Raw genomic sequence first — 19,800 nt, 5'->3', positions numbered from 1 at the left:
CATGAACGGCCGAGACCTGCTGAGCGGCGTCATGGTCCCGCTCGTGACGCCGATGAGCGCGCCCGGCGAGCCGTCCGCCGCCGCGGCGTACGACCTGCTCGCGGCGCTGGCTCGGGCCGGCGCGCGCAGCCTCATGCTGTTCGGCAGCAACGGCGAGGGCCCGCTGCTGCCCACGTCCGCCCTGACGGAGTTCGCGGCCGGTGTCGCGGCGCGCTGGCGCGAGCTCACCGGCGACGGTCCGGTGCTGGTCAACGTCACGGCCGCGGGGACGGCCGAGGCGCTGGAGCGGGCCGCCGCCGTCCGCCTGGCCGAGCCGGACGCCGTCGTCGTCAGCCCGCCGATCTACTTCCGGCACCGCGACGACGAGGTGGTCGCCCACTTCGCCGCGTTCGCCGGGCTCGGCGTGCCGGTGGTCGCGTACAACGTGCCGAGCTACAGCGTGCCGATGACACCCGCGGTGCTCGACGAGGTGCTGGCGATGCCGCACGTCGTCGGCATCAAGGACAGCTCCGGCGACCTCGCGCTGCTGGGTCACCTGGTCGCCGCGGCCCGCCGCCGTCCCGACGTCGGGGTCAGCCAGGGGTCGGAGACGCAGCTGGTCGCCGGGCTCGAGGCGGGCGCCGACGGCATCGTGCCCGGCATCGCGAACCTCGCACCGGTGCTCTGTACCGAGCTGTACGACGCGTTCCGGTCCGGGCGCATGGCCGCCGCCGACGCCGCGCAGGAGACCGCCGACCGCGTCCTCGCGCTGCATACCGTCCGCCGCGGCGTGCCCGCCGTCAAGGCCGTCCTCGCCGCCCGCGGCCTCTGCCCGCCGCACGTCGCGGCCCCGTTCGTCCCCGCGAGCCCGGCCGAACGCGCCGGGCTGCTCGACCTGCTCGCCCCGCTCGACGCGCACCTGATCACCCCCCGTTGATCCAAGGAGAGCCCGTGGAACACACCCCGATCAGCCGTCGCACCCTCGTCCTCGGCGCCGCCGCCGGCACCGCCGCGATCGGCGCGCTGGCCTCGCCCGCCGCCGCCCTGCCTCGGGCGGCGACGGCCTCGGCCGACACCGGCGACTTCCACGAGTCGCTGGTGTTCCAGGCCGGCGACGACGGCCTCGCGGTCTTCCACGTCTTCGGGCTGACGACGACGGTGGCCGGCTCGGTGCTGGCGTTCTCCGAAGCCCGCATCACCCAGCACGACGCCGACCCGCACCACATCGCCGTCCGCCGCAGCCGCGACGGCGGCCGCACCTGGGAGCCGCTGCGCTACGTGCGCCGCTCCGACGGCGTCCAGTCCTTCATCAACCCGACGCCGCTGGTCGACCGCGAGACCGGGCGCATCTTCCTGTTCCACGCCGAGTGCTTCCGCGACGCGGGCAACACCGGCGGCTCGCCGGACAGCTCCCGGCTGTACGTCGTGACCAGCGACGACGACGGCGAGACGTGGTCGTCGCCGACCGAGCTGACCCAGCTGTTCGACGGCGACCCGAACGGCCAGACGCTGCACATGCCCGGCCCGGGGCACGGCCTGCAGCTCGCCGACGGCCGGCTGATGCTGCAGGTCTGGCACCGCAGGGCCATCGCGTTCCCGGTCGCCGAGCGGCGCTACGGCGTCACCGTCATCCACAGCGACGACGGCGGCGCCACCTGGCAGGCGGGCGGCGGCGTGCCGCTGGACGGCGCCTACCCGCTGAACGAGGCCCGGTTGATCGAGCGGCCCGACGGCTCGCTGGTGGTGCTCGGCCGGTACGCGTCGGGCGGCACGCACCCGCGCATCACGTCGGTCAGCACCGACCGCGGCGCCACCTGGTCCCCGCCCGTGCTCGACGCGGCGGCCCGGCCGGTCAACGCGATCGACACCGGCATCGTCCGGCTCAGCGGGCTGGGGGAGCGCGAGGACAGCCGGCTGGTGTTCTCGCGCACCGACTCGCCGACGCGCCGCAACATGACCGTCTCGATCTCCTACGACGAGGGCATGAGCTGGCCGTACAGCCGCGTCCTGACCGAAGGCCCGGCGTCGTACTCCGACACCGTCGCGCTGCCGGACGGGCGCATCGGCGTGCTGTACGGCCGCGAGAGCCAGCCCGGCGTGACGACCAGCTTCTCGCGCGACATCGTGTTCGCGACCTTCGACCTGGCCTGGCTGACCGGCGGCGCCGACACCGGCCGCCGCGGCCCGGCCACGCGCCTCGGCTTCGAGGTCGAGGACCTGCCGTCGACGACGTCGCCCGGCCTGACCGTGGTCCGGACGGCGGACGCGGCGGCTAGTGGCGGCGCCGTCGTCGAGGTGCGGGCCACCGACTACGGCCAGTACCTCGAGGCGACCATCGAGATCACCCGCGGCGGCCAGTACGACCTGTACGCGCGGTTCCGGCACCAGGCGAACGCCGGCGTCGTGGTCATCGACGTCGACGGTGAGCGGCTCGGCGGCCCGTTCGACACCTCGACGGTGTCGGTGCGCTCCTTCAAGACCGAGCGGGTGGGCCGGGTGGCGCTGGGCCGGGGGACGCACACCGTCCGGTTCACCGTCGTCGACAAGAACGTCGACGCCAGCGGCGTGCGGTTCGCTCCCGACCTCATCGGGCTGGTCCTCGCGTGATCTGATGGGAGCATGGCGAAGCCGACGCGCTGGCTGTCCGAGACCAAAGAGGGCCACTCGCAGTGGTACATCGAGCGGTTCCGGAAGCTCGCGGCCGACGGCGCCGACCTGACGGGTGAGGCGCGGCTGGTCGACGCCATGCTCCCTCGCGGCGCCCGCGTGCTCGATGCCGGCTGCGGCACCGGGCGCATCGCCGCGGCGCTGCATGCGCGCGGGCACATCGTCGTCGGCGTCGACGTCGACCCGGCGCTGATCGAGGCGGCGCGGACCGACTACCCCGGCCCGCGCTACCTCGTCGCCGACCTCTCCGAGCTGGACCTCGGCGAGACGTTCGACGCCGCGGTGCTGGCCGGCAACGTCATGGTGTTCCTGGCACCGGACACCGAGACCGAGGTGCTGCGCCGGGTGGGCGCGCACGTCGTGCCGGACGGGTTCGTCGTCGCCGGCTTCCACGTGAACCGGCACCTCGCCCTGGCCGACTTCGATGCGGCCGTGCACGAGGCCGGGCTGCGGTTGGAGCACCGGTTCGCCACCTGGGACCTGCGCGCCTGGCACGACGACGCCGACTTCGCGGTCAGCGTGCTGCGGCACCGGGCGGGCCGGTCGAGCTGAGTGGCGGCGGGCGGAACGTCCCCTGGGCGTACGGCGACGGCGCCACGATGACGTGCCGGCCGTCCTGCACCTGGTGCACGAGGTGCGCCTGGGCGATGGACGGGTCGGCGGTGTCGTCGGGGTAGGTCAGCGCCGACTGGCCGGGGCTGCCGAACCAGTAGGCGCCGCTGACCCCGCGGTACACCAGCGTGCGCAGCTGCTGATTGACGGCGGCGGTGTCGTGCGGGTTGGCGACCTGCCGCCAGGCCTGCGTGAGCAGGTGGACCATGTCGTAGTGGATGCCGGCGCCGGAGCGGCCCGGGTCGCTGTGGTGCGCGCCGGCGAACTCGTGCGCGAACCGCCCGGCCAGACCGTCCTGGTAGGTGCCGATGACCGTCGCCCACGACAACCCCTCGGCCAGCGCGCCGGCTCGCTCGAGGAAGCCCGGCACCGACGGCGCGTAGATGGCGTAGACCAGCGCCTGTGACCCGGTGGCCCGGAACCGGCGCAGGAAGTCGAGCAGGCTCGGCTCGACCCACGTGGCGACCATGACGGCGGCCGGGTCGCGCTGCCCGATGACGTCGAGGACCTGCCGCCAGCCGGGCCGCAGGAAGTCGACCCGCTCGACCTCGACCCGCCAGCCGGCCCGCTCGGCGGCCTCGTGCGCCTGCGCGGTGAACGTGGTCAGGTGCGGGTCGGTGGAGTCGACGACGAGCAGCTCGCGGCGGTGCGGCCGCCACGACCCGGACGCCTCGAAGTCACGCAGCGCCCGCACGAACCCGACGCCGTAGCGGCTCTCGGGCGCGCACACCTGGAAGACGTTGCCGAAGCGCACCGGCTCCTCGAGCACCAGCGACTGCGCGCTCTGCGACGTCGCCGAGTGCAGGACCGGGCAGCCGTGGTCCGCGGCCGAGGCGAACACACCGGCGAAGTCGTGCCGGGCCAGCGTGTAGCCCAGCGTCACGGCGTCGACACCGCGTCCGACGAGGTCGTCGATGCCCCCGGCGAGCGACGTGAGGTCGGCGAGGTCGGCCTCGACGGCGACGTGCACCAGCTCGTGCCCGTCGACACCGCCGTGGGCGTTCACCTCGCCGACGGCCAGCTCCGCCGCCCGTCGCCGGCCCTGGCCGTCGGCGGACAGCCGGCCCTCGGCGGGATACACGCCGCCGATGACGATCGGGTGCTTGCGCACCGGTCTCGGCCCCGGCCGGGCCGGCGCCGTCGTCCGCCGTGACACCGCCGCCTCGAGCCGCTGCACGCCGATGGCCGCCAGCCCACCGGCGCCGCCGGGGATGGGCAGCACCAGCAGCCGGGCGTCGACCGCCGTCGACGCCGCGGCCGTGCGGGTGGGCACCTCGAGTTTGGTGAGCAGCCGCTCGACGTGCGTGGCCACCGTCCGGCGCGCCGTGCGCAGCCGCGCCGCGATCTCGGTGTTCGTCAGCCCGCCCGCGACTAGCGTCAGCACCTGCAGCTCGCGCCAGGTGAGGCCGTACGGCGCGGGCGCGGCCTCGGTGGTCACCTCGGCGACCGGGCGCGGGCCGGCGGACCAGACCGGGGTGACGCCGACCGCCACCACCCGGCCCGGCCCGCCGCTCCACAGGAACGCCGCCGGCTCGCCGGCCGCCGCCGCGGCGTGCACGTACGTCAGCAGCGCGGGGTCGGCGTCCGGCCAGCCGCGCGGCGCGCTGCTGAGCACGTCGCGATCGTCGACGCAGGCCCAGCGGGTCGCGTCGGCGGGTGCGCCGAAGACGCGTGCCATGGTCGGATGATAGGCCGGGCCGGCGCGGTTCAGGCCGCCCCGGCGGCCCAGCTGGAGTCGGCCGGCGGCGGCTGGGTGCCGCGCACGTCGGGCAGTGCCATGCGCGCGTGGTCGTCCTCGTCGTCGACCCAGACGGCGGCGATCTCGTCGAGCGTGGCGAACCAGACCCCGTCCTTCGACGAGATGTGCTCGATGAGCCGCTCGTACCAGAGCATGTGGTGCGCCTGCCCGACGATCTGCGGGTGCACGCAGGTGGCGTAGACCGGGTTCTCGACCCGCTCGTAGGCGTAGTCGAAGATGTCGCGCCAGCGCCGGAAGATCGACTCGGTGTCCTGCATCCCCGTCGACGTCCCGGTGTAGGCCAGGGGCGGGAAGTCGTCGAGGTACCAGTTCACCGGGATCTCCAGCACGTGGCTGGCCTTGCCGGCGACATTGCCCTGCTCCCAGTTCACCTGCCAGCGCTGCGGGTGGTACGGCACCAGGTCGCGGGCCATGAGGCTGCTGTCGTAGGTGAAGCCGGACTCCTCGATGATGTCCAGCGTGTTCTCGCTGTAGTCCCAGTAGGGCGAGCGGTACCCCGTCGGGCGGACGCCGAGGACCCGCTTGAACGACTCGAACGCGAGGTCGACCAGCCGGCGCTCGGTGTCGCGGCTGATGGCCGGCGGGATCTCGTGGTAGTAGCCGTGGTGGCCGAACTCGTGGCCGCCGTCGAGGATCTTCTTGCACCACTGCGGGAAGGTGTCGACGGAGTGGCCGGGCGTGAACCAGGTCGACTTCACACCGTAGCGCTCGTACAGCTCGAGCAGCCGCGGCACGCCGACCTCGGCGCCGAACTCACCGCGCGACATGAACGACGGGCTGTTGCGGTTGAACGCGCCGAGCCACAGGCACTGGGCGTCGAAGTCGGTGCCCAGGTTGACGGCGATCTTCTTGCCCTCGGGCAGCTGGAGGTGTCCCATCGGTGTCTCCTTCTGGATCGACGAGATCAGAGGCTGAGGTGCGACGGCCAGGTCTTGTAGAGGTCGGACCGGCGGCGGCGGTCGCGGTAGGTGGGCGCGGCGCCGGTCTCGCGGTTGATCGCCAGCAGGTCGAGGTCGACGATGCCGCGGACCACCGCCTCGGTGTTCGCGGTCGCCTCGGCGACGATCCCCTTCGGCGAGAAGATCGCGTCGCAGGGGCTGAGGATCGAGCTCTGCGCCCAGCCCAGCGGCAGCGGCGCGCCCGGTGCCCCGCCGGTGCTGCAGTGCACGACGTACACCTGGTTCTCGACGGCGCGCGCCTGGGCGGAGTGGCGCACCCGCCAGAAGCCGTGCTCGGTGAACGTGTACGACGGGCTGAGGATGATCTCGGCGCCCTGCTCGGCCAGGGTCGCCGCGCACTCCGGGATCTCCGCCTCGTAACAGACGTTGAAGCCGACCCGGGCGAACGGCAGGTCGAAGGCCTCCAAGACGTCGCCCTCGGACGTGTGCCAGTCGGCCTCGGCCGGGAAGATGTGCGTCTTGGCGTGCTTGACGACGTCGCCGTCGGGCGTGAACAGGTGGGCGACGTTGAGGAAGCGGTCGCCGTCGGCCACCAGGTGCGACCCGGCGACGATGTGCTGGCCGTTGCGCCGGGCCAGCCGCGTGAACAGCTCCAGGTAGTCGTCGGTGTAGCGGTCGATCCGGGTCAGCTCGGCGATCGGCAGGTCCTGCCACCCCGGCAGCGTCGTGAACAGCTCGACGGTGAACAGCTCCGGGTAGACCACCAGGTCGGCGCCCCGGCAGCCGGCGAGGAGCCGTTCGGTGTGGGCGGCGAACCCGCCGAAGCTGTCGACCGGCTGGACGGCGAAGTTGACCGCGGCGATGGAGACGTTCCTGGCCATGTGACCTCCCTCGTGGACGAGTGGAGGCCAGCGTGCGCGCTCGCCGTCGCCGCCGCGTCGGTCAGATGACCGACGACGGCGTCAGCAATCGACCGGCAGGCGCGGGCTACACCTGGATGCCGCGGGTGAGGGCGCCGTCGACGACGAGGTTGGTGCCGCTGATGCGCCGGGCCACGGGGCTGGCGAGGAACACCACGGGAGCGGCGACCTCTTCGGGCGTGCCCATGTGGCCGGTCGGGTTCAGGCCCACCGCGGTGCTGTACAGCTCGGGGTTGCCGGTCTCGATGCTCGCCCAGACGCCGCCCTCGAAGTAGGTGTTTCCGGGCGAGACCGTGTTGGCGCGGATGCCCTTCTCGGCCAGCTGGAGGGCCAGCCCGCTGATGTAGCCGAGGATGGCGGTCTTGGCCGTCCCGTAGGGTCCGGAGGCGAAGTCCGACTCGCGCCCGGACACGCTCGAGATCGCGATGATCGACGGCGACGAGGACCCCTCGAGGTGCGGGAGGGCGGCGCGGACCAGCCGGACGGTGTGCATGACGTCGACGTTCAGGCTGAGCTGCCAGTTCTCCTCGGTGTCGGGGATGGCGAGCGCGCTGACGTTGGCCACCACGGTGTCGAGTCCGCCGAACGCCGCGGCCGACTCGTCCACCCACGCGGCCAAGGCGTCGCCGTCGCCGACGTCGACCACCGTGCCGGTGACGTTGCCGCGGGCGCCGAGCGCCTCCTGGGTGGCGCTCACGGCGTCGGCGGTGCGCCCGCAGAAGCCGACGGTGGCGCCCTCGTCGAGGAACGCCCTGACGATGGCCCGTCCGATGCCGCGGGTGCCGCCGGTGACGAGGACGCGAGTGCCGCTGAGCTGCAGATCCATGGCTGGCCTTTCAGTGGGGGAGGAGGGTCAGAGCGTGGCGGCGCGGTCGCGCAGGTCGGCGTGGATGCCGCCGAACGCGTCGGCGGCGGGCAGCAGCGACTTCGCGGCCTTGACCACGACGCTGTAGTTGGCGTCGACGACGTTGGCGATCGGCACCTCGGCGAGCTGCGAGCACAGCTGGTAGGCGTCCATGGTGTGCAGGCCGTAGAGCTCGGCGACCCAGTGCACCAGCTCGGCGTTGCCGATGCGCCAGGAGTCCTCGAGCGGGCGGCTCGACCCGACCGTCATCCAGTGGGTGTCGTCCTCGAGCCGCGGCCAGCCCGGCGCCCCGCCCTTGACGAGGTCGACGATGAGCGTGGTGGTCATGGCGCCCTCGACGGCGGTGCCGCAGGCCTCGCCCTCTCCCTGGCGGTAGTGGCCGTCGCCGACGGAGAACAGGGCGCCCTCGACGTTCACGCCGAGGAACACCGTCGTGCCGGCGCGCATCTGCGGGGTGTCCATGTTGCCGCCGAAGCGGTCGGGCACCAGCGAGGAGCGCACCTCGCCGCCGGCGGGAGCCACCCCGACCGTGCCGAGCATGGGCGCGACCGGCAGCTCGATGCGGTGGTCACTGTGCCGGGCCGCGAACGCCACCGTGTTGCGGTCGCGGTCCAGCTCGTAGATCCAGGTGGTGTCGGGCAGCGGGTCCTGCAGGGTGACGACGCGGTCGGTGCTCGTCATGCCGCCGAAGAACGGGATGGCCGCCGAGGCGCCCCAGTCGCGCGCCGGTTCGAGGTCGACCAGGTGCAGCACCAGGGTGTCGCCGGGCTCGGCGCCCTCGACCCAGAACGGCCCGGTCTGCGGGTTGACGAACCGGAGGTCGACCTTCTCGCTGGAGAGGTCGTCGGTCGAGCGCAGCACGCCCCCGAACGCGTCGTCGGACCAGAGCCGCAGGGCGGTCCCCGGTGTGACGCGCATGGCCGGAGCGGCGCCGCCGAAGGTGTAGGCGTACTGGTCACGGGAGGGCGTGTACTCGACGACATCCATTTCCGGAAAATATCTCAGCCCGGTCGGAGCCGTACATGGTTGCGGCCTAGATCCTCGATCCGGGCCACGCCGAGCAGCGCGAGCGTGGTGGCGGCCTCCTGCAGCAGCAGGTCGGCGGCCCGCTGCACCCCGCGCTCGCCGCCGGCCATCAGGCCGTAGAGGTAGGCCCGTCCGACGAGCGCCGCGCGGGCTCCGAGGGCGACGGCGGCGACCACGTCGCTGCCGGACAGGATGCCGCCGTCGACGTACACCTCGGCGCGGTCGCCCACCGCGTCGGCCACCTCCGGGAGGATCTCGAGCGGCGTCGGCGCGCGGTCCAGCTGCCGGCCGCCGTGGTTCGAGACCACGATCGCGTCGGCGCCTCCGTCGACGACGGCTCGGGCGTCGGCGACGGTCTGGACGCCCTTGACGATCAGCGGCCCGGGCCAGGCCGACCGCAGCCAGGCGAGGTCGTCCATGGTCGCCGACGGGTCGAACATGCGCGCCACCAGCTCGGCGACGGTGCCCTCGAACCGGTGCAGCGACGCGAACTCCAGCGGCTCGGTGGTCAGCAGGTCGACCCACCAGGCCGGGTGCCGGACCGCCTCGGCGACCGTGCGCGCGGTCAGCGACGGCGGGATGGTGAGGCCGTTGCGGGCGTCGCGCAGGCGCGGCCCCGGGACCGGTGTGTCGACGGTCAGCACCAGCGCCTCGTAGCCGCTCTCGCGGGCGCGTTCGACCAGGTCGCGGCTGGCCGCGCGGTCGCGCCACAGGTAGAGCTGGAACCACCGGCGGCCCTTGGGTACTTCGGCGGCGAGCCGCTCGATGGACGTCGTGCCCATGGTCGACAGGGCGTACGGGAGGCCGGTCCGGGCCGCGACGCGGGCGACGGCCGGCTCGCCCTCGGTGTGCATCATCCGGGTGAAGCCGGTCGGTGCGAAGACGAGCGGCGCCGACGAGGGAGTGCCGAGGATCGTCGTCGAGAGGTCGACGGACGACACGTCCTGGAGCACCCGCGGCAGGAACTCGACCCGGGCGTAGGCCTGCCGCGACCGGCGCAGCGCGAGCTCGCGGCCGGCGGCGCCGTCGGTGTAGTCGAACACGGCCCGCGGCGCCCGGCGCCGGGCCAGGGCCCGCAGGTCCTCGACGGAGGACGCCCGCGCCAGGCGGCGGTCCGTGAGGCCGAGCGGCCCGGCTCCGGGCTGCAGCAGCGGCCGCAGCTCGGACCAGCGCGGCCGGCGGCGAGCGGTCATTCCGGCGGGCTCCCGATCAGCCCCGCGCGCCGTGCCGGGCGGCGATCTCGCTGATGGTGCCGGCGAGGTCGACGTCCTTGCCGGTCACTCCGCCCTCGGAGTGGGTGACCAGCGTGAACGTCACCTTCGTCCAGCGGATGTCGATGTCGGGGTGGTGGTCGGCCGCCTCTGCCGCCGCCGCGACGTCGTCGACGATCCGGATTCCCGTGGAGAAGTCCGGCGCCTCGACGGAGCGGGCGATGGCGGACGTGTCGCCGGACCATCCGGGCAGCCCCTCGAGGGCCGCCCGGACGCCGTCGTCGTCGAGCAGAGTCATGAAGTCATTCTGCGCGCCCCTGAGGGACTTGCGCCTCCTCGAGCTGGTCGCGGCGGAAGATCTTGCGGCCGAGCCAGGTGACGGGGTCGAAGGACCGGTCGACGACGCGCTCCTTCATCGGGATGATCGCGTTGTCGGTGATGTGAATGCCCTCGGGGCACACCTCGGTGCAGCACTTGGTGATGTTGCACAGCCCGATGCCGGCCTGCTCGCGGGCCAGCTGGCGGCGGTCGTTGGTGTCCAGCGGGTGCATCTCGAGCTCGGCGTAGCGCAGGAAGAACCGCGGACCCGAGAAGGCCGGCTTGTTCTCCTCGTGGTCACGGATGACGTGGCACACCGTCTGGCAGAGGAAGCACTCGATGCACTTGCGGAACTCCTGGCCGCGCTCGACGTCGACCTGCTGCATGCGGTAGGCGCCGTCGGCCGGCCGCGGCTGCGGCGCGAACGCCGGGATCGTCTCGGCGACCCGGTAGTTGTACGAGACGTCGGTGACGAGGTCGCGGATCACGGGGAAGGTGCGCAACGGCGTCACCGTGATCGTCTCGCCCTGCTCGAACGTCGACAGCCGGGTCATGCACGCCAGCCGCGGCTTGCCGTTGATCTCAGTGCTGCACGAGCCGCACTTGCCGGCCTTGCAGTTCCACCGCACGGCGAGGTCACCGGACTGCGTCGCCTGGATGCGGTGCAGCGCGTCGAGGACCACCTCGCCCTCTTCGACGGGGACGGTGTAGTCCACCAGCTCCCCGCCGGTGGCGTCGCCCCGCCACACCCTCATCTGCAGGTCGTATCCCACTTCAACGCCTCCTCGGCGGTCACACACTGGTCTCTAGTTGAAGAGCTCACGCAGGTCGTCGGGCATCTGGGGGAGCGGCTCGCGGGTGATGCCGACGCCGTCGCCGTCGACCCGGCAGTGCAGGTTGACCTTGCCCCACGAGTCGTCGGTGGCCGGGAAGTCGTCGCGCGTGTGCCCGCCGCGGCTCTCCGTGCGCTCCAGCGCCGCACGGGCGATGCACTCGCTGACCCGCAGCATGTTGTGCAGGTCCAGCGCCAGGTGCCAGCCCGGGTTGTACTGCCGGTGCCCCTCGACGCTGAGCCGGGTGATCCGCTCGCGCAGCGAGGCGAGGTCCGTGATCGCCTGCTCCATCTCGTCGGCGGTCCGGATGATGCCGACCAGGTTGTGCATGACCTCCTGCAGGTCGTGCTGGACCGTGTACGGGTTCTCGCCGCCCTCGATGCCGAACGGCGCCAGGGCGTGCTCCGAGGCCGCGCTGATCTCGTCGTCGCTGATCTCCGGGCGCTGCTTCAGCCGGGCCGCCGCGTAGGCCGCGTTGAGCCCCGTCCGCCGGCCGAAGACCAGCAGGTCCGACAGCGAGTTGCCGCCCAGGCGGTTGGCGCCGTGCATGCCGCCGGCCACCTCGCCCGCGGCGTACAGGCCCTGGACCGCGGACTCGCCGGTGTCGGGGTCGACGGCGACGCCGCCCATGACGTAGTGGCAGGTCGGGCCGACCTCCATGGGCTCGGCCGTGATGTCGACGTCGGCCAGCTCCTTGAACTGGTGGTACATCGACGGCAGCCGGCGGCGGATGTACTCGGGCGTGCGGCGCGACGCGATGTCGAGGAACACGCCGCCGTGCGGTGACCCGCGCCCGGCCTTGACCTCGGAGTTGATGGCGCGCGCGACCTCGTCGCGGGGGAGCAGCTCCGGTGGCCGGCGGTTGTTCGTCTTGTCCTCGTACCAGCGGTCGGCCTCCTCCTCGGAGTCCGCCGTCTCGGCCTTGAAGAACTCGGGGATGTAGTCGAACATGAACCGGCGGCCCTCGCTGTTGCGCAGGACGCCGCCGTCGCCGCGGACCGACTCGGTGACCAGGATCCCCTTCACCGACGGCGGCCAGACCATGCCCGTCGGGTGGAACTGCACGAACTCCATGTTCACCAGGCTCGCGCCGGCCTCCAGCGCCAGCGCGTGGCCGTCGCCGGTGTACTCCCACGAGTTCGACGTCACCTTGTACGACTTGCCGATGCCGCCGGTGGCGAGCACGACCGACGGCGCGTCGAAGGCGACGAACCGGCCGGACTCGCGCCAGTAGCCGAACGCGCCGGCGATGCGGCCGCCGGTCGTCACCAGCTTCGTGATGGTGCACTCCATGAACACCTCGATGCCGAGGGCCACGGCGCGCTGCTGCAGCGTGCGGATCAGCTCGAGACCGGTGCGGTCGCCGACGTGGGCCAGCCGGGCGTAGCGGTGGCCGCCGAAGTCGCGCTGCGAGATCAGGCCGTCGGGCGTGCGGTCGAACAGCGCGCCCCACTCCTCGAGCTCGCGGACGCGGTCGGGCGCCTCCTGCGCGTGCAGCTGGGCCATGCGCCAGTGGTTGAGCATCTTCCCGCCGCGCATGGTGTCGCGGAAGTGCACCTGCCAGTTGTCCTCTTTCCACACGTTCGCCATGGCGGCGGCGATGCCGCCCTCGGCCATGACGGTGTGGGCCTTGCCCAGCAGCGACTTGCAGACGATGCCGACCTTCGCCCCCGCGTCGTGGGCCGCGATGGCGGCGCGCAGTCCGGCGCCGCCGGCGCCGACCACGAGGACGTCGAAGCTGTGGCGTTCGATTTCAGCCATGGTGGTAGCTCATGCTCCTCAGAAGAACCGCGGGTCGGACCAGGTGCCGGACGCGACCATCCAGATGTAGAAGTCGGTGAACGCGACCCACACCAGCGACGCCCACGCGAGCTGCGCGTGCCGGCCGTTGAGCACCGACACCATGCCCCAGGCGCGGTAGCGCACCGGGTGCTGGGAGAAGTTGCGCAGCCGGCCGCCGATGATGTGCCGGCACGAATGGCACGACAGGCTGTAGAGACCCAGCAGGACGGCGTTGACCACGAGGATCAACGTGCCCAGGCCCATGTGTCCCCATTCGCCCTCGGGCGACTTGAACGCCATGACCGCGTCATAGGTCAGCAGCACGTTGTACGCGAGCGCGACATACAGCGCGTACCGGTGGATGTTCTGCAGGATGAGCGGGAATCGCGTCTCGCCGGTGTAACGGCGGTGCGGCTCGGCGACGGAACAGGCCGGCGGCGACATCCAGAACGACCGGTAGTAGGCCTTGCGGTAGTAGTAACAGGTCAGCCGCAGGCTCAGCGGGATCACGAGGATCAGCACCGCCGGCGAGAACGGCCACCAGTCGCCCACCCAGGTGCCCAGGTGGCTGGAGCCCTCGACGCACTCGGTGGTGACGCACGGCGAGTAGAACGGCGTCAGGTAGGGCTCGGCGAAGTAGTGCTCGCCGGAGAAGGCCCGGTAGGTCGCATAGGCCACGAAGGCGAGCAGCACCAGCGCCGTGAACGTGGGGTAGAGCCACCAGCGGTCCGTACGCAGCGTGCGGGCTGCGATGCGGGCCCGGGTCGGAGACTTGATTCCGGTAGGGGCGGCCATATCTCTTGTGCGCTCTTTTCAGAGGACGGGCGGGACGGGGAACGAACGGGCCTCACGCGACAGCGGGTTTGGGTTGCCGAAGCACGCTTCTCAGCTGAGGCTCAGGAGGCCGGCTCACGCGACGCGGCCGGTCATGGGGCACGCCGGTCGGGGGCACCCAGGCCCTCGTCGTCCGCGCCGGCCCACATGCTGCGGTCGTACGGCTCGTCGGGCACGATCTCCAGCTGCCGGACCGGATGCGGTCCATGGCCGGGCTGGGGGTCGCCGAGCTCGTCGAGGTCGTCGCCGAGCCGTGCCACGTCGCTGACAAGCCGCCGGACGCCGAGGGTGTCGCCGTAGTGCAGGCGCAGGGTGGCCACGGCCGAGTCCAGTGCGGACACGGCTTCAGCCACGGCGGCGCGGCTCTCGTGCACTCCCATCACAGCCTCCCGCGAGCGTCGGCGGTCGCGATAGGCCGCAGCCTGGCACGGGTCCCGGCGCGAATCCAGGGGTTGGCGGCGATGGGATGAACGTCACATAGCCGCACCCTTGATTTTCTGGACGATCATGTTGTGAAATTCGCGCGGCCATGCAAAGACATGGTTGCAAAGAAGTCTTGGGAAGCGCTAGCGTCCCGGTATGCCCGAAGCGCCCCGGCGCCGCATCGACGCGACCACCCTGCGCGGTCTCGCGCACCCGCTCCGCGTGCAGCTCTACGACGCGCTGGTCACCTACGGACCTGCGACGGCGACCATGCTGGCCGAGCGGTTCGGCGAGAGCAGCGCCTCCACCAGCTACCACCTGCGGCAACTCGCCAAGCACGGCTTCGTCGAGGAGGACCCGGTCCGCGGCGTCGGGCGCGAGCGGTACTGGCGCGCCTATCCCGGCGGCAGCCGGCTCGACCGCTACGACCTGTCCGACGGCGCCAGCGGCGAGGCCGCCCGGCTGGTGGTCGACGAGTTCCAGCGCGCGCAGTCGGCCCGGCTCGAGCACTGGCTCGCCGTCGGCTACCAGCAGGTGCCGCGCGAGTGGGGCGCGGCGACCATGAACGCCACCTCGCATCTGCGGCTGCGGCCCGAGGAGCTGGCGCGGCTCAGCGCCGAGCTCACCGCCGTCGTCGACGCCTGGCAGGACCGCGTCGCCGACCGCGACGCGGTCGACGGGGAGCGGATCGTCGAGGTACAGGTCCGCACGTTCCCGGTCGCGGCGCAGGACGTCCCGTGACGGTGGCGGCCCGCGAGGGACGCGGGCTCGGCCCGGCGTTCACCCGGCTCTGGGGCGCCGCCCTCGGCAGCAACCTGTCCGACGGGTTCGCGGCGACGGCCGCGCCGTTGCTGGCGGCGAGCCTGACCCGCGACCCCGTCGTCATCTCGCTGGTGGGCGTCGCGCAGTTCCTGCCGTGGCTGCTGCTCGGTGTGCCGTCCGGCGGCGTGGTCGACCGGTTCGACCGGCGCCGGGTCGCCGCCGTCGCCTGCGGGGTCCGGGCCGTGGTCGCCGCCGTCGTGTGCGTGCTCGTCGCCACGGACCACATGGCCATCGCCGTGCTGATCGCCGCGGTGTTCGTGTTCGGCGCGTTCGAGACCATGGCCGACGGATCGGTGCAGGCCATGGTGCCGTCCATCGTGGGCCGCGACGGCGAGGGCGGCGACGGCGTGGGCGGCGACGGCGTGGGCGGCCGGCTGGTCCGGGCCAACAGCCGCATCCAGGCCACCGAGGTCGTGGCGCAGAACTTCGTCGCCGCGCCGCTGGCCGGCGTGCTGTTCGCGGTGGCCGCGGCGCTGCCGTTCGTGCTGCACTCGGCCGGCTACGTGCTGGCCGCGGTGCTGGCGCTCATGCTGCCGCGCAGCGCCGCGCGCCCGCCCCGTGGCGCCGAGGAGCCCAAGGAGAAGGTGACCCGCCGCTCGCTGGCCGAGGGCTTCCGCTTCCTCGCCGGCCACCCGGTGCTGCGCCGGCTGTGGACGGTCAGCATCCTCCTCGCGCTGTTCAACGCGCTCGCGCAGGCGGTGTTCGTCCTCTACGTGCTGGACCTGCTGGGCGTGCCGACGGCCGTCTACGGCGCGTTCGCCATGGCCGCCGCCGTCGGCGCGCTGCTCGGCGCGGTGGTCGCGCCGCGGCTGGTCCGGCGGTTCGGCCGCGGCCCGGTGATGGTCGCCTCGGTCCTGCTGACCGGGACGTCGTACGCGCTGTGCGGGTTCGTGCCGCACGCGGCCGCCGCCGGCGCCGGGATGCTGCTCGTCGGCGCCGGCGTGGCGACGTGGAACATCGTCAGCGTCACGGTCCGGCAGGAGCTGGTCCCCAGCCGCCTGCTCGGGCGCGTCCACGGCGCCTGGCGCACGCTCGGGTGGGGCCTGATCCCGGTCGGCACGTTCATCGGCGGACTCCTGGGCAGTACCGACCTCCGATTGCCATTCATCGTCGGCGGAATGGGCATCGCCATAGCGGGATTGGTGGTCCGCCGTTCGCTTCTTGTCCTGCCGGACGGCGATTGAACAGGAGAATTTCCGGGAACGTTCGTGTCCGATCCGTTGTGATTTCGTAGCCTGCGGCCCCAGTTGGGTTTCGGGTCGGTAACAGCGCGTCCCCCCACCTTGTGTGTACGTCAGTAGCGGTGATGGTGTTAGCCCCACTCTCATTCTGCGATCCTTGCGATCCGACACACGAGGAGTCAGACCTTGACCACCAAGCGCAGGGGTATGGCGGTCTTCGCCGTCCTCACGGCAGGGGCGCTGGCGCTCTCTGCATGTGGCGGCGGCGACGACGACAACGAGTCCGGCGGCAGCGACAGCACCGAGTCCCCCGCCGAGTCGAGTGGCGACCCCATCACGGTTGCCTCCGACGCGGAGTTCACGTCGTACAACGGCAACTCCGAGACCGGTAACGGCACCTGGAACGCGTTCGTGCTCAACGGTGTCCAGGACGGCTTCTGGGACTACGGTCCGCAAGGCGAGATCGTCCGCAACGAGGCCTTCGGCACGTACGAGACGACCTCCGAGGACCCGCTGACGGTCCACTACACCTTCGCCGAGGACGCCGTGTGGTCCGACGGCGTGGCGATCGACTGCGACGACCTCCTGCTCGAGTGGGCGACCCAGGGCGCCGGCTACGAGACCGCGGAGATCGGCGAGGACGGCAACCCGATCCCGCTGTTCCGCGTCCCCGGCACCACCGGCTACGACCTCGTGGCCAAGCCGACCTGCCAGCCCGGTGACAAGGAAGTGGACTACGTCTACTCCGAGCCGTTCGCCGACTGGCAGCAGGTGACGAACACCAACATGCTGCCGGCCCACATCGTGGCCGAGCAGGCCGGCATGACGCCGGAGGACCTCGTCACGGCGATCCAGAACGACGACCTCGAGGCCCTCGCGCCGGTCGCGGAGTTCTGGAACACCGGCTGGGACATGGAGCCGGGCGCGCTGCTCGACCCGGCCGTGCTGCCCTCCTCGGGCCCGTACGTGATCGACAGCTGGGAGGCGGGCCAGTCGCTGACGCTCGTCGCCAACGAGAACTACTACGGCGACGCCCCGGCGACCGACACCATCGTCGTCCGGTTCATCCCGCAGGACCAGCAGGTCCAGGCGCTGGCCAACGGCGAGGTCGACGTCATCGCCCCGCAGGTCAGCGTGGACCTCGTCCAGGCGCTCGAGGCTCTGGGCGACCAGGTCACCATGATCACCGGTGACGAGATGACGTGGGAGCACCTCGACTTCAACCAGACGCCGGGTGCGGTCATGGAAGACCCGAACCTGCGTCAGGCGTTCGCCATGTGCGTCCCGCGCCAGCAGATCGTCGACAACCTCATCGCCCCGGCCAACCCCGAGGCGGTCGTCATGAACCTGCGCGAGTTCTTCCCGTGGGACCCGGAGTACGACCAGGTCGTGGGCGCTGCCTACGGCGGCGAGTACGACGAGCCCGACATCGAGGGCGCCAAGGCTCTGATCGACGCCGCCGGTGCGGCCGGTACCCAGGTCCGCATCCTCCGGTCCGACCCGAACCCGCGTCGTGCCGACACGGTCGCGGCCATCAAGGCCTCGTGTGACCAGGCCGGCTTCGAGATCGTCGACACCCCGACCCCCGACCTGGGCGCCGGCATCACCGACGTCACCAGCTACGAGGTCGCGCTGTTCGCGTGGGCCGGCTCCGGTGTCCTGACCTCCGGTGCCTCGCTGTACCGCACCGCCGAGGGCCAGAACCCGTACGGCTACTCCAACCCCGACGTCGACGCGGCCTGGGACGAGCTGGTCGTCACCACCGACGAGGCTCGCCAGGTGGAGCTGCTGACCGAGATCGAGACCAACCTCTGGGCCGACCTCTTCAGCATCCCGCTGTACGCGCACCCGGGTGTCACCGCGCACGCTCCGGACGTCACCGGCGTCCAGCAGAACTCCGCGCAGACCCAGGTGTCGTTCAACATGGAAGAGTGGGCACGCAGCTGACCGATGCCGGTCCGGCCGGGAATCCCGGCCGGACCGGCCCGATGGCACGGGCCAGGGGCCGCAACGCCCCTGGCCCGAGCCTTGCGCCGAGGTGCCCGTCCCACCACGATGGGGCCTGAGTGCGCTGACCTGACGAGGGTTGGACCTGATCTGATGACTGTCGACGGGCTGGTGTAGCCATGCTGGTCTTCATCGTGCGCAGGGTGATCATCTCCTTCTTCATCCTGCTGGCCGCGACGTTCGTGATGTACCTGCTCACGGCGAACTCGGGTAATCCCCTGGGTGACCTGCAGGAGTCACGGGCGCCGAACCGCGAGGCGCTGATCGAGGCGCGCATCCGGCTGCTGAACCTCGAGACGCCCGCGCCGCTGCGCTACTTCATCTGGCTCAAGGGCGCCGCGGGCTGCCTGGTCCCCTTCGTGATGGAGTGCGACCTCGGCCAGAGCATCATGGGCCAGGACGTCACCGCCCTGCTCAGCGTCGCGTTCACGCAGACGCTGCAGCTGGTCCTCGCGGCCACCGTGCTGGCCATGGTGCTGGGCATCACCGTCGGCATCGTCACCGCGCTGCGGCAGTACAGCGGGCTGGACTACACCGTCACGTTCAGCGCCTTCCTCTTCTTCTCGCTGCCGATCTTCTGGGTCGCGGTGCTGCTCAAGGAGTACGGCGCGATCCGGTTCAACGACTGGCTCGCCGATCCGACGGTCCCCATCACCGTGGCGGTCGTCCTCGGCGTCATCAGCGGCCTGTTCTGGATGATCGTCATCGCGGGCGACCGGAACAGACGCATCACCACGTTCGTCGCGGCGTTCGTCGCCTCGGCCGGCGCGCTGTGGCTGCTCTCCGAGACCCAGTGGTTCGCCGACCCCGGCCTCGGCATCGTCGTCATCGCGGTCACCTCGGTGGGGCTGGCGTTCCTGACCACGGCCGTCGTGGCCGGGTTCACCTATCGCAACGTGCTGTACTCGGCGCTCGCGTCGGCCGGCGTCGGCATCGTCTGCCACTTCGCCCTGAGCTCCGTCCTCGAGGATCCCAGCACCCTCACCCTCGTGCTGCTGGCAGCGGTGACGGTCGCCGTCGGCGTGGGCATCGGCTACGCCATCGGCGGGTTGCAGCGCCGGCAGGCCATCCAGGCCGCCGTGCTCACCGGTCTCGGCACCGGCGCGCTGCTCTTCCTCGACCGCCTGCTGGGCGCCTGGAGCAGCTACTCCGACCGCGTCAACGGACGCGTCATCGCGACCATCGGCGCGCGCACCCCGAACTTCGAGGGCACGTACTGGGAAGAGGGCCTGGACCGCGCCACGCACCTGGTTTTGCCGACCATCGCCATCGTGCTGATCTCGTTCGCCACCTACACCCGGTACACCCGGTCGAGCATGCTCGAGGTGCTGAACCAGGACTACGTGCGCACCGCCCGGTCCAAGGGCCTCGCGGAGCGCGGCGTCATCGTCAAACACGCCTTCCGCAACGCGATGATCCCCATCACGACGCTCATGGCGTTCGACTTCGCGGGCGTCCTGAGCGGGGCCGTCATCACCGAGAACGTCTTCGGCTGGACCGGGTTGGGCAGACTGTTCACCGACTCGCTCAACCGGGTCGATCCGAACCCCGTCATGGGGTTCTTCCTGATCGCCGGAACCGCCGCCGTGGTGTTCAACATGCTGGCCGACATCGCGTACGCGTTCCTCGATCCGCGCATCCGGTTGTCGTGAGGAGGACGAA

18 protein-coding genes are annotated in these 19,800 nt (G+C 71.8%); 7 read left to right on the top strand and 11 right to left on the bottom strand.

The window, feature by feature from the left end:
• Position 1: 1 nt before the first annotated feature.
• From HD601_RS02675 to HD601_RS02665, 3 genes are read left to right on the top strand one after another with little or no spacing between them, the layout of a single operon-like run.
• Positions 2-916, top strand: a complete 915-nt coding sequence (locus HD601_RS02675) for a dihydrodipicolinate synthase family protein (RefSeq protein WP_184819084.1) — start codon at positions 2-4, stop codon at positions 914-916.
• Positions 917-930: 14 nt separating this feature from the next.
• Positions 931-2,586 (top strand): exo-alpha-sialidase, encoded by a 1,656-nt coding sequence (locus HD601_RS02670; RefSeq protein WP_184819082.1) that lies wholly within the window; start codon positions 931-933, stop codon positions 2,584-2,586.
• 12 nt (positions 2,587-2,598) lie between these two features.
• Positions 2,599-3,198, top strand: coding sequence for a class I SAM-dependent methyltransferase (locus tag HD601_RS02665; protein WP_184819080.1), 600 nt, complete (start codon positions 2,599-2,601; stop codon positions 3,196-3,198).
• On the opposite strand, the gene HD601_RS02660 is transcribed toward HD601_RS02665, so the two are convergent.
• From HD601_RS02660 to HD601_RS02610, 11 genes are all read right to left on the bottom strand, one after another.
• On the bottom strand, positions 3,161-4,936 hold the full coding sequence (locus HD601_RS02660) for an ABC transporter substrate-binding protein (protein WP_184819078.1): 1,776 nt from the start codon (positions 4,934-4,936) through the stop codon (positions 3,161-3,163). The genes HD601_RS02665 and HD601_RS02660 overlap by 38 nt on opposite strands.
• A gap of 29 nt (positions 4,937-4,965) precedes the next feature.
• On the bottom strand, positions 4,966-5,895 hold the full coding sequence (locus tag HD601_RS02655) for a polysaccharide deacetylase family protein (RefSeq protein ID WP_184819076.1): 930 nt from the start codon (positions 5,893-5,895) through the stop codon (positions 4,966-4,968).
• A 26-nt stretch (positions 5,896-5,921) separates the two neighbouring features.
• Positions 5,922-6,797 (bottom strand): carbon-nitrogen hydrolase family protein, encoded by an 876-nt coding sequence (locus HD601_RS02650; RefSeq protein ID WP_184819074.1) that lies wholly within the window; start codon positions 6,795-6,797, stop codon positions 5,922-5,924.
• A 106-nt stretch (positions 6,798-6,903) separates the two neighbouring features.
• A complete protein-coding gene (locus HD601_RS02645; RefSeq protein ID WP_184819072.1) occupies positions 6,904-7,662 on the bottom strand; it encodes an SDR family NAD(P)-dependent oxidoreductase in 759 nt (252 codons plus the stop codon).
• 27 nt (positions 7,663-7,689) lie between these two features.
• On the bottom strand, positions 7,690-8,688 hold the full coding sequence (locus HD601_RS02640; RefSeq protein ID WP_184819070.1) for an acetamidase/formamidase family protein: 999 nt from the start codon (positions 8,686-8,688) through the stop codon (positions 7,690-7,692).
• Positions 8,689-8,702: 14 nt separating this feature from the next.
• Positions 8,703-9,920, bottom strand: a complete 1,218-nt coding sequence (locus tag HD601_RS02635; RefSeq protein ID WP_184819068.1) for an alpha-hydroxy acid oxidase — start codon at positions 9,918-9,920, stop codon at positions 8,703-8,705.
• A 16-nt stretch (positions 9,921-9,936) separates the two neighbouring features.
• Positions 9,937-10,236 (bottom strand): 4a-hydroxytetrahydrobiopterin dehydratase, encoded by a 300-nt coding sequence (locus tag HD601_RS02630; RefSeq protein WP_184819066.1) that lies wholly within the window; start codon positions 10,234-10,236, stop codon positions 9,937-9,939.
• A 4-nt stretch (positions 10,237-10,240) separates the two neighbouring features.
• On the bottom strand, positions 10,241-11,029 hold the full coding sequence (locus HD601_RS02625) for a succinate dehydrogenase/fumarate reductase iron-sulfur subunit (RefSeq protein ID WP_184819064.1): 789 nt from the start codon (positions 11,027-11,029) through the stop codon (positions 10,241-10,243).
• A gap of 33 nt (positions 11,030-11,062) precedes the next feature.
• Complete coding sequence (locus HD601_RS02620) at positions 11,063-12,850, bottom strand: fumarate reductase/succinate dehydrogenase flavoprotein subunit (protein ID WP_184819062.1); 1,788 nt, start codon at positions 12,848-12,850, stop codon at positions 11,063-11,065.
• 18 nt (positions 12,851-12,868) lie between these two features.
• Entirely contained in the window at positions 12,869-13,666 is a 798-nt protein-coding gene (locus tag HD601_RS02615) for a hypothetical protein (protein WP_184819060.1), read from the bottom strand.
• Between the two features lie 131 nt (positions 13,667-13,797).
• The gene (locus HD601_RS02610) at positions 13,798-14,085 is read right to left on the bottom strand and encodes a hypothetical protein (RefSeq protein WP_184819058.1); all 288 of its coding nucleotides are present in this window, start codon (positions 14,083-14,085) and stop codon (positions 13,798-13,800) included.
• A gap of 199 nt (positions 14,086-14,284) precedes the next feature.
• Here HD601_RS02610 and HD601_RS02605 point away from each other — a divergent pair, with 199 nt between their 5' ends.
• The 4 genes from HD601_RS02605 to HD601_RS02590 all read left to right on the top strand — a co-directional run bounded on the left by HD601_RS02605 (position 14,285) and on the right by HD601_RS02590 (position 19,790).
• The gene (locus HD601_RS02605; protein WP_184819056.1) at positions 14,285-14,869 is read left to right on the top strand and encodes an ArsR/SmtB family transcription factor; all 585 of its coding nucleotides are present in this window, start codon (positions 14,285-14,287) and stop codon (positions 14,867-14,869) included.
• Positions 14,866-16,134: an MFS transporter gene (locus HD601_RS02600; RefSeq protein ID WP_184819054.1), complete on the top strand. Its 1,269-nt coding sequence runs from the start codon at positions 14,866-14,868 to the stop codon at positions 16,132-16,134. Before HD601_RS02605 ends, HD601_RS02600 begins: the two co-directional genes overlap by 4 nt.
• A gap of 183 nt (positions 16,135-16,317) precedes the next feature.
• Entirely contained in the window at positions 16,318-18,078 is a 1,761-nt protein-coding gene (locus HD601_RS02595; RefSeq protein WP_221440483.1) for an ABC transporter family substrate-binding protein, read from the top strand.
• Positions 18,079-18,257: 179 nt separating this feature from the next.
• Positions 18,258-19,790, top strand: coding sequence for an ABC transporter permease (locus tag HD601_RS02590; RefSeq protein ID WP_184819051.1), 1,533 nt, complete (start codon positions 18,258-18,260; stop codon positions 19,788-19,790).
• Positions 19,791-19,800 lie beyond the last annotated feature (10 nt).

The sequence above is a fragment of the Jiangella mangrovi genome, assembly GCF_014204975.1.
Classification (GTDB): Bacteria; Actinomycetota; Actinomycetes; order Jiangellales; family Jiangellaceae; genus Jiangella; species Jiangella mangrovi.
This window is presented reverse-complemented; position numbering and strand designations above follow the sequence as displayed.

Bases quoted from the DNA above. Each gene is read 5' to 3' on its own strand.
- HD601_RS02675 (WP_184819084.1), top strand. From the start codon at position 2: ATGAACGGCCGAGACCTGCTGAGCGGCGTCATGGTCCCGCTCGTGACG.
- HD601_RS02635 (WP_184819068.1), bottom strand. From the start codon at position 9,920: ATGACCGCTCGCCGCCGGCCGCGCTGGTCCGAGCTGCGGCCGCTGCTG.
- HD601_RS02645 (WP_184819072.1), bottom strand. From the start codon at position 7,662: ATGGATCTGCAGCTCAGCGGCACTCGCGTCCTCGTCACCGGCGGCACC.
- HD601_RS02590 (WP_184819051.1), top strand. From the start codon at position 18,258: ATGCTGGTCTTCATCGTGCGCAGGGTGATCATCTCCTTCTTCATCCTG.
- HD601_RS02630 (WP_184819066.1), bottom strand. From the start codon at position 10,236: ATGACTCTGCTCGACGACGACGGCGTCCGGGCGGCCCTCGAGGGGCTG.
- HD601_RS02615 (WP_184819060.1), bottom strand. From the start codon at position 13,666: ATGGCCGCCCCTACCGGAATCAAGTCTCCGACCCGGGCCCGCATCGCA.
- HD601_RS02665 (WP_184819080.1), top strand. From the start codon at position 2,599: ATGGCGAAGCCGACGCGCTGGCTGTCCGAGACCAAAGAGGGCCACTCG.
- HD601_RS02640 (WP_184819070.1), bottom strand. From the start codon at position 8,688: ATGGATGTCGTCGAGTACACGCCCTCCCGTGACCAGTACGCCTACACC.
- HD601_RS02650 (WP_184819074.1), bottom strand. From the start codon at position 6,797: ATGGCCAGGAACGTCTCCATCGCCGCGGTCAACTTCGCCGTCCAGCCG.
- HD601_RS02655 (WP_184819076.1), bottom strand. From the start codon at position 5,895: ATGGGACACCTCCAGCTGCCCGAGGGCAAGAAGATCGCCGTCAACCTG.
- HD601_RS02610 (WP_184819058.1), bottom strand. From the start codon at position 14,085: ATGGGAGTGCACGAGAGCCGCGCCGCCGTGGCTGAAGCCGTGTCCGCA.
- HD601_RS02620 (WP_184819062.1), bottom strand. From the start codon at position 12,850: ATGGCTGAAATCGAACGCCACAGCTTCGACGTCCTCGTGGTCGGCGCC.
- HD601_RS02660 (WP_184819078.1), bottom strand. From the start codon at position 4,936: ATGGCACGCGTCTTCGGCGCACCCGCCGACGCGACCCGCTGGGCCTGC.
- HD601_RS02605 (WP_184819056.1), top strand. From the start codon at position 14,285: ATGCCCGAAGCGCCCCGGCGCCGCATCGACGCGACCACCCTGCGCGGT.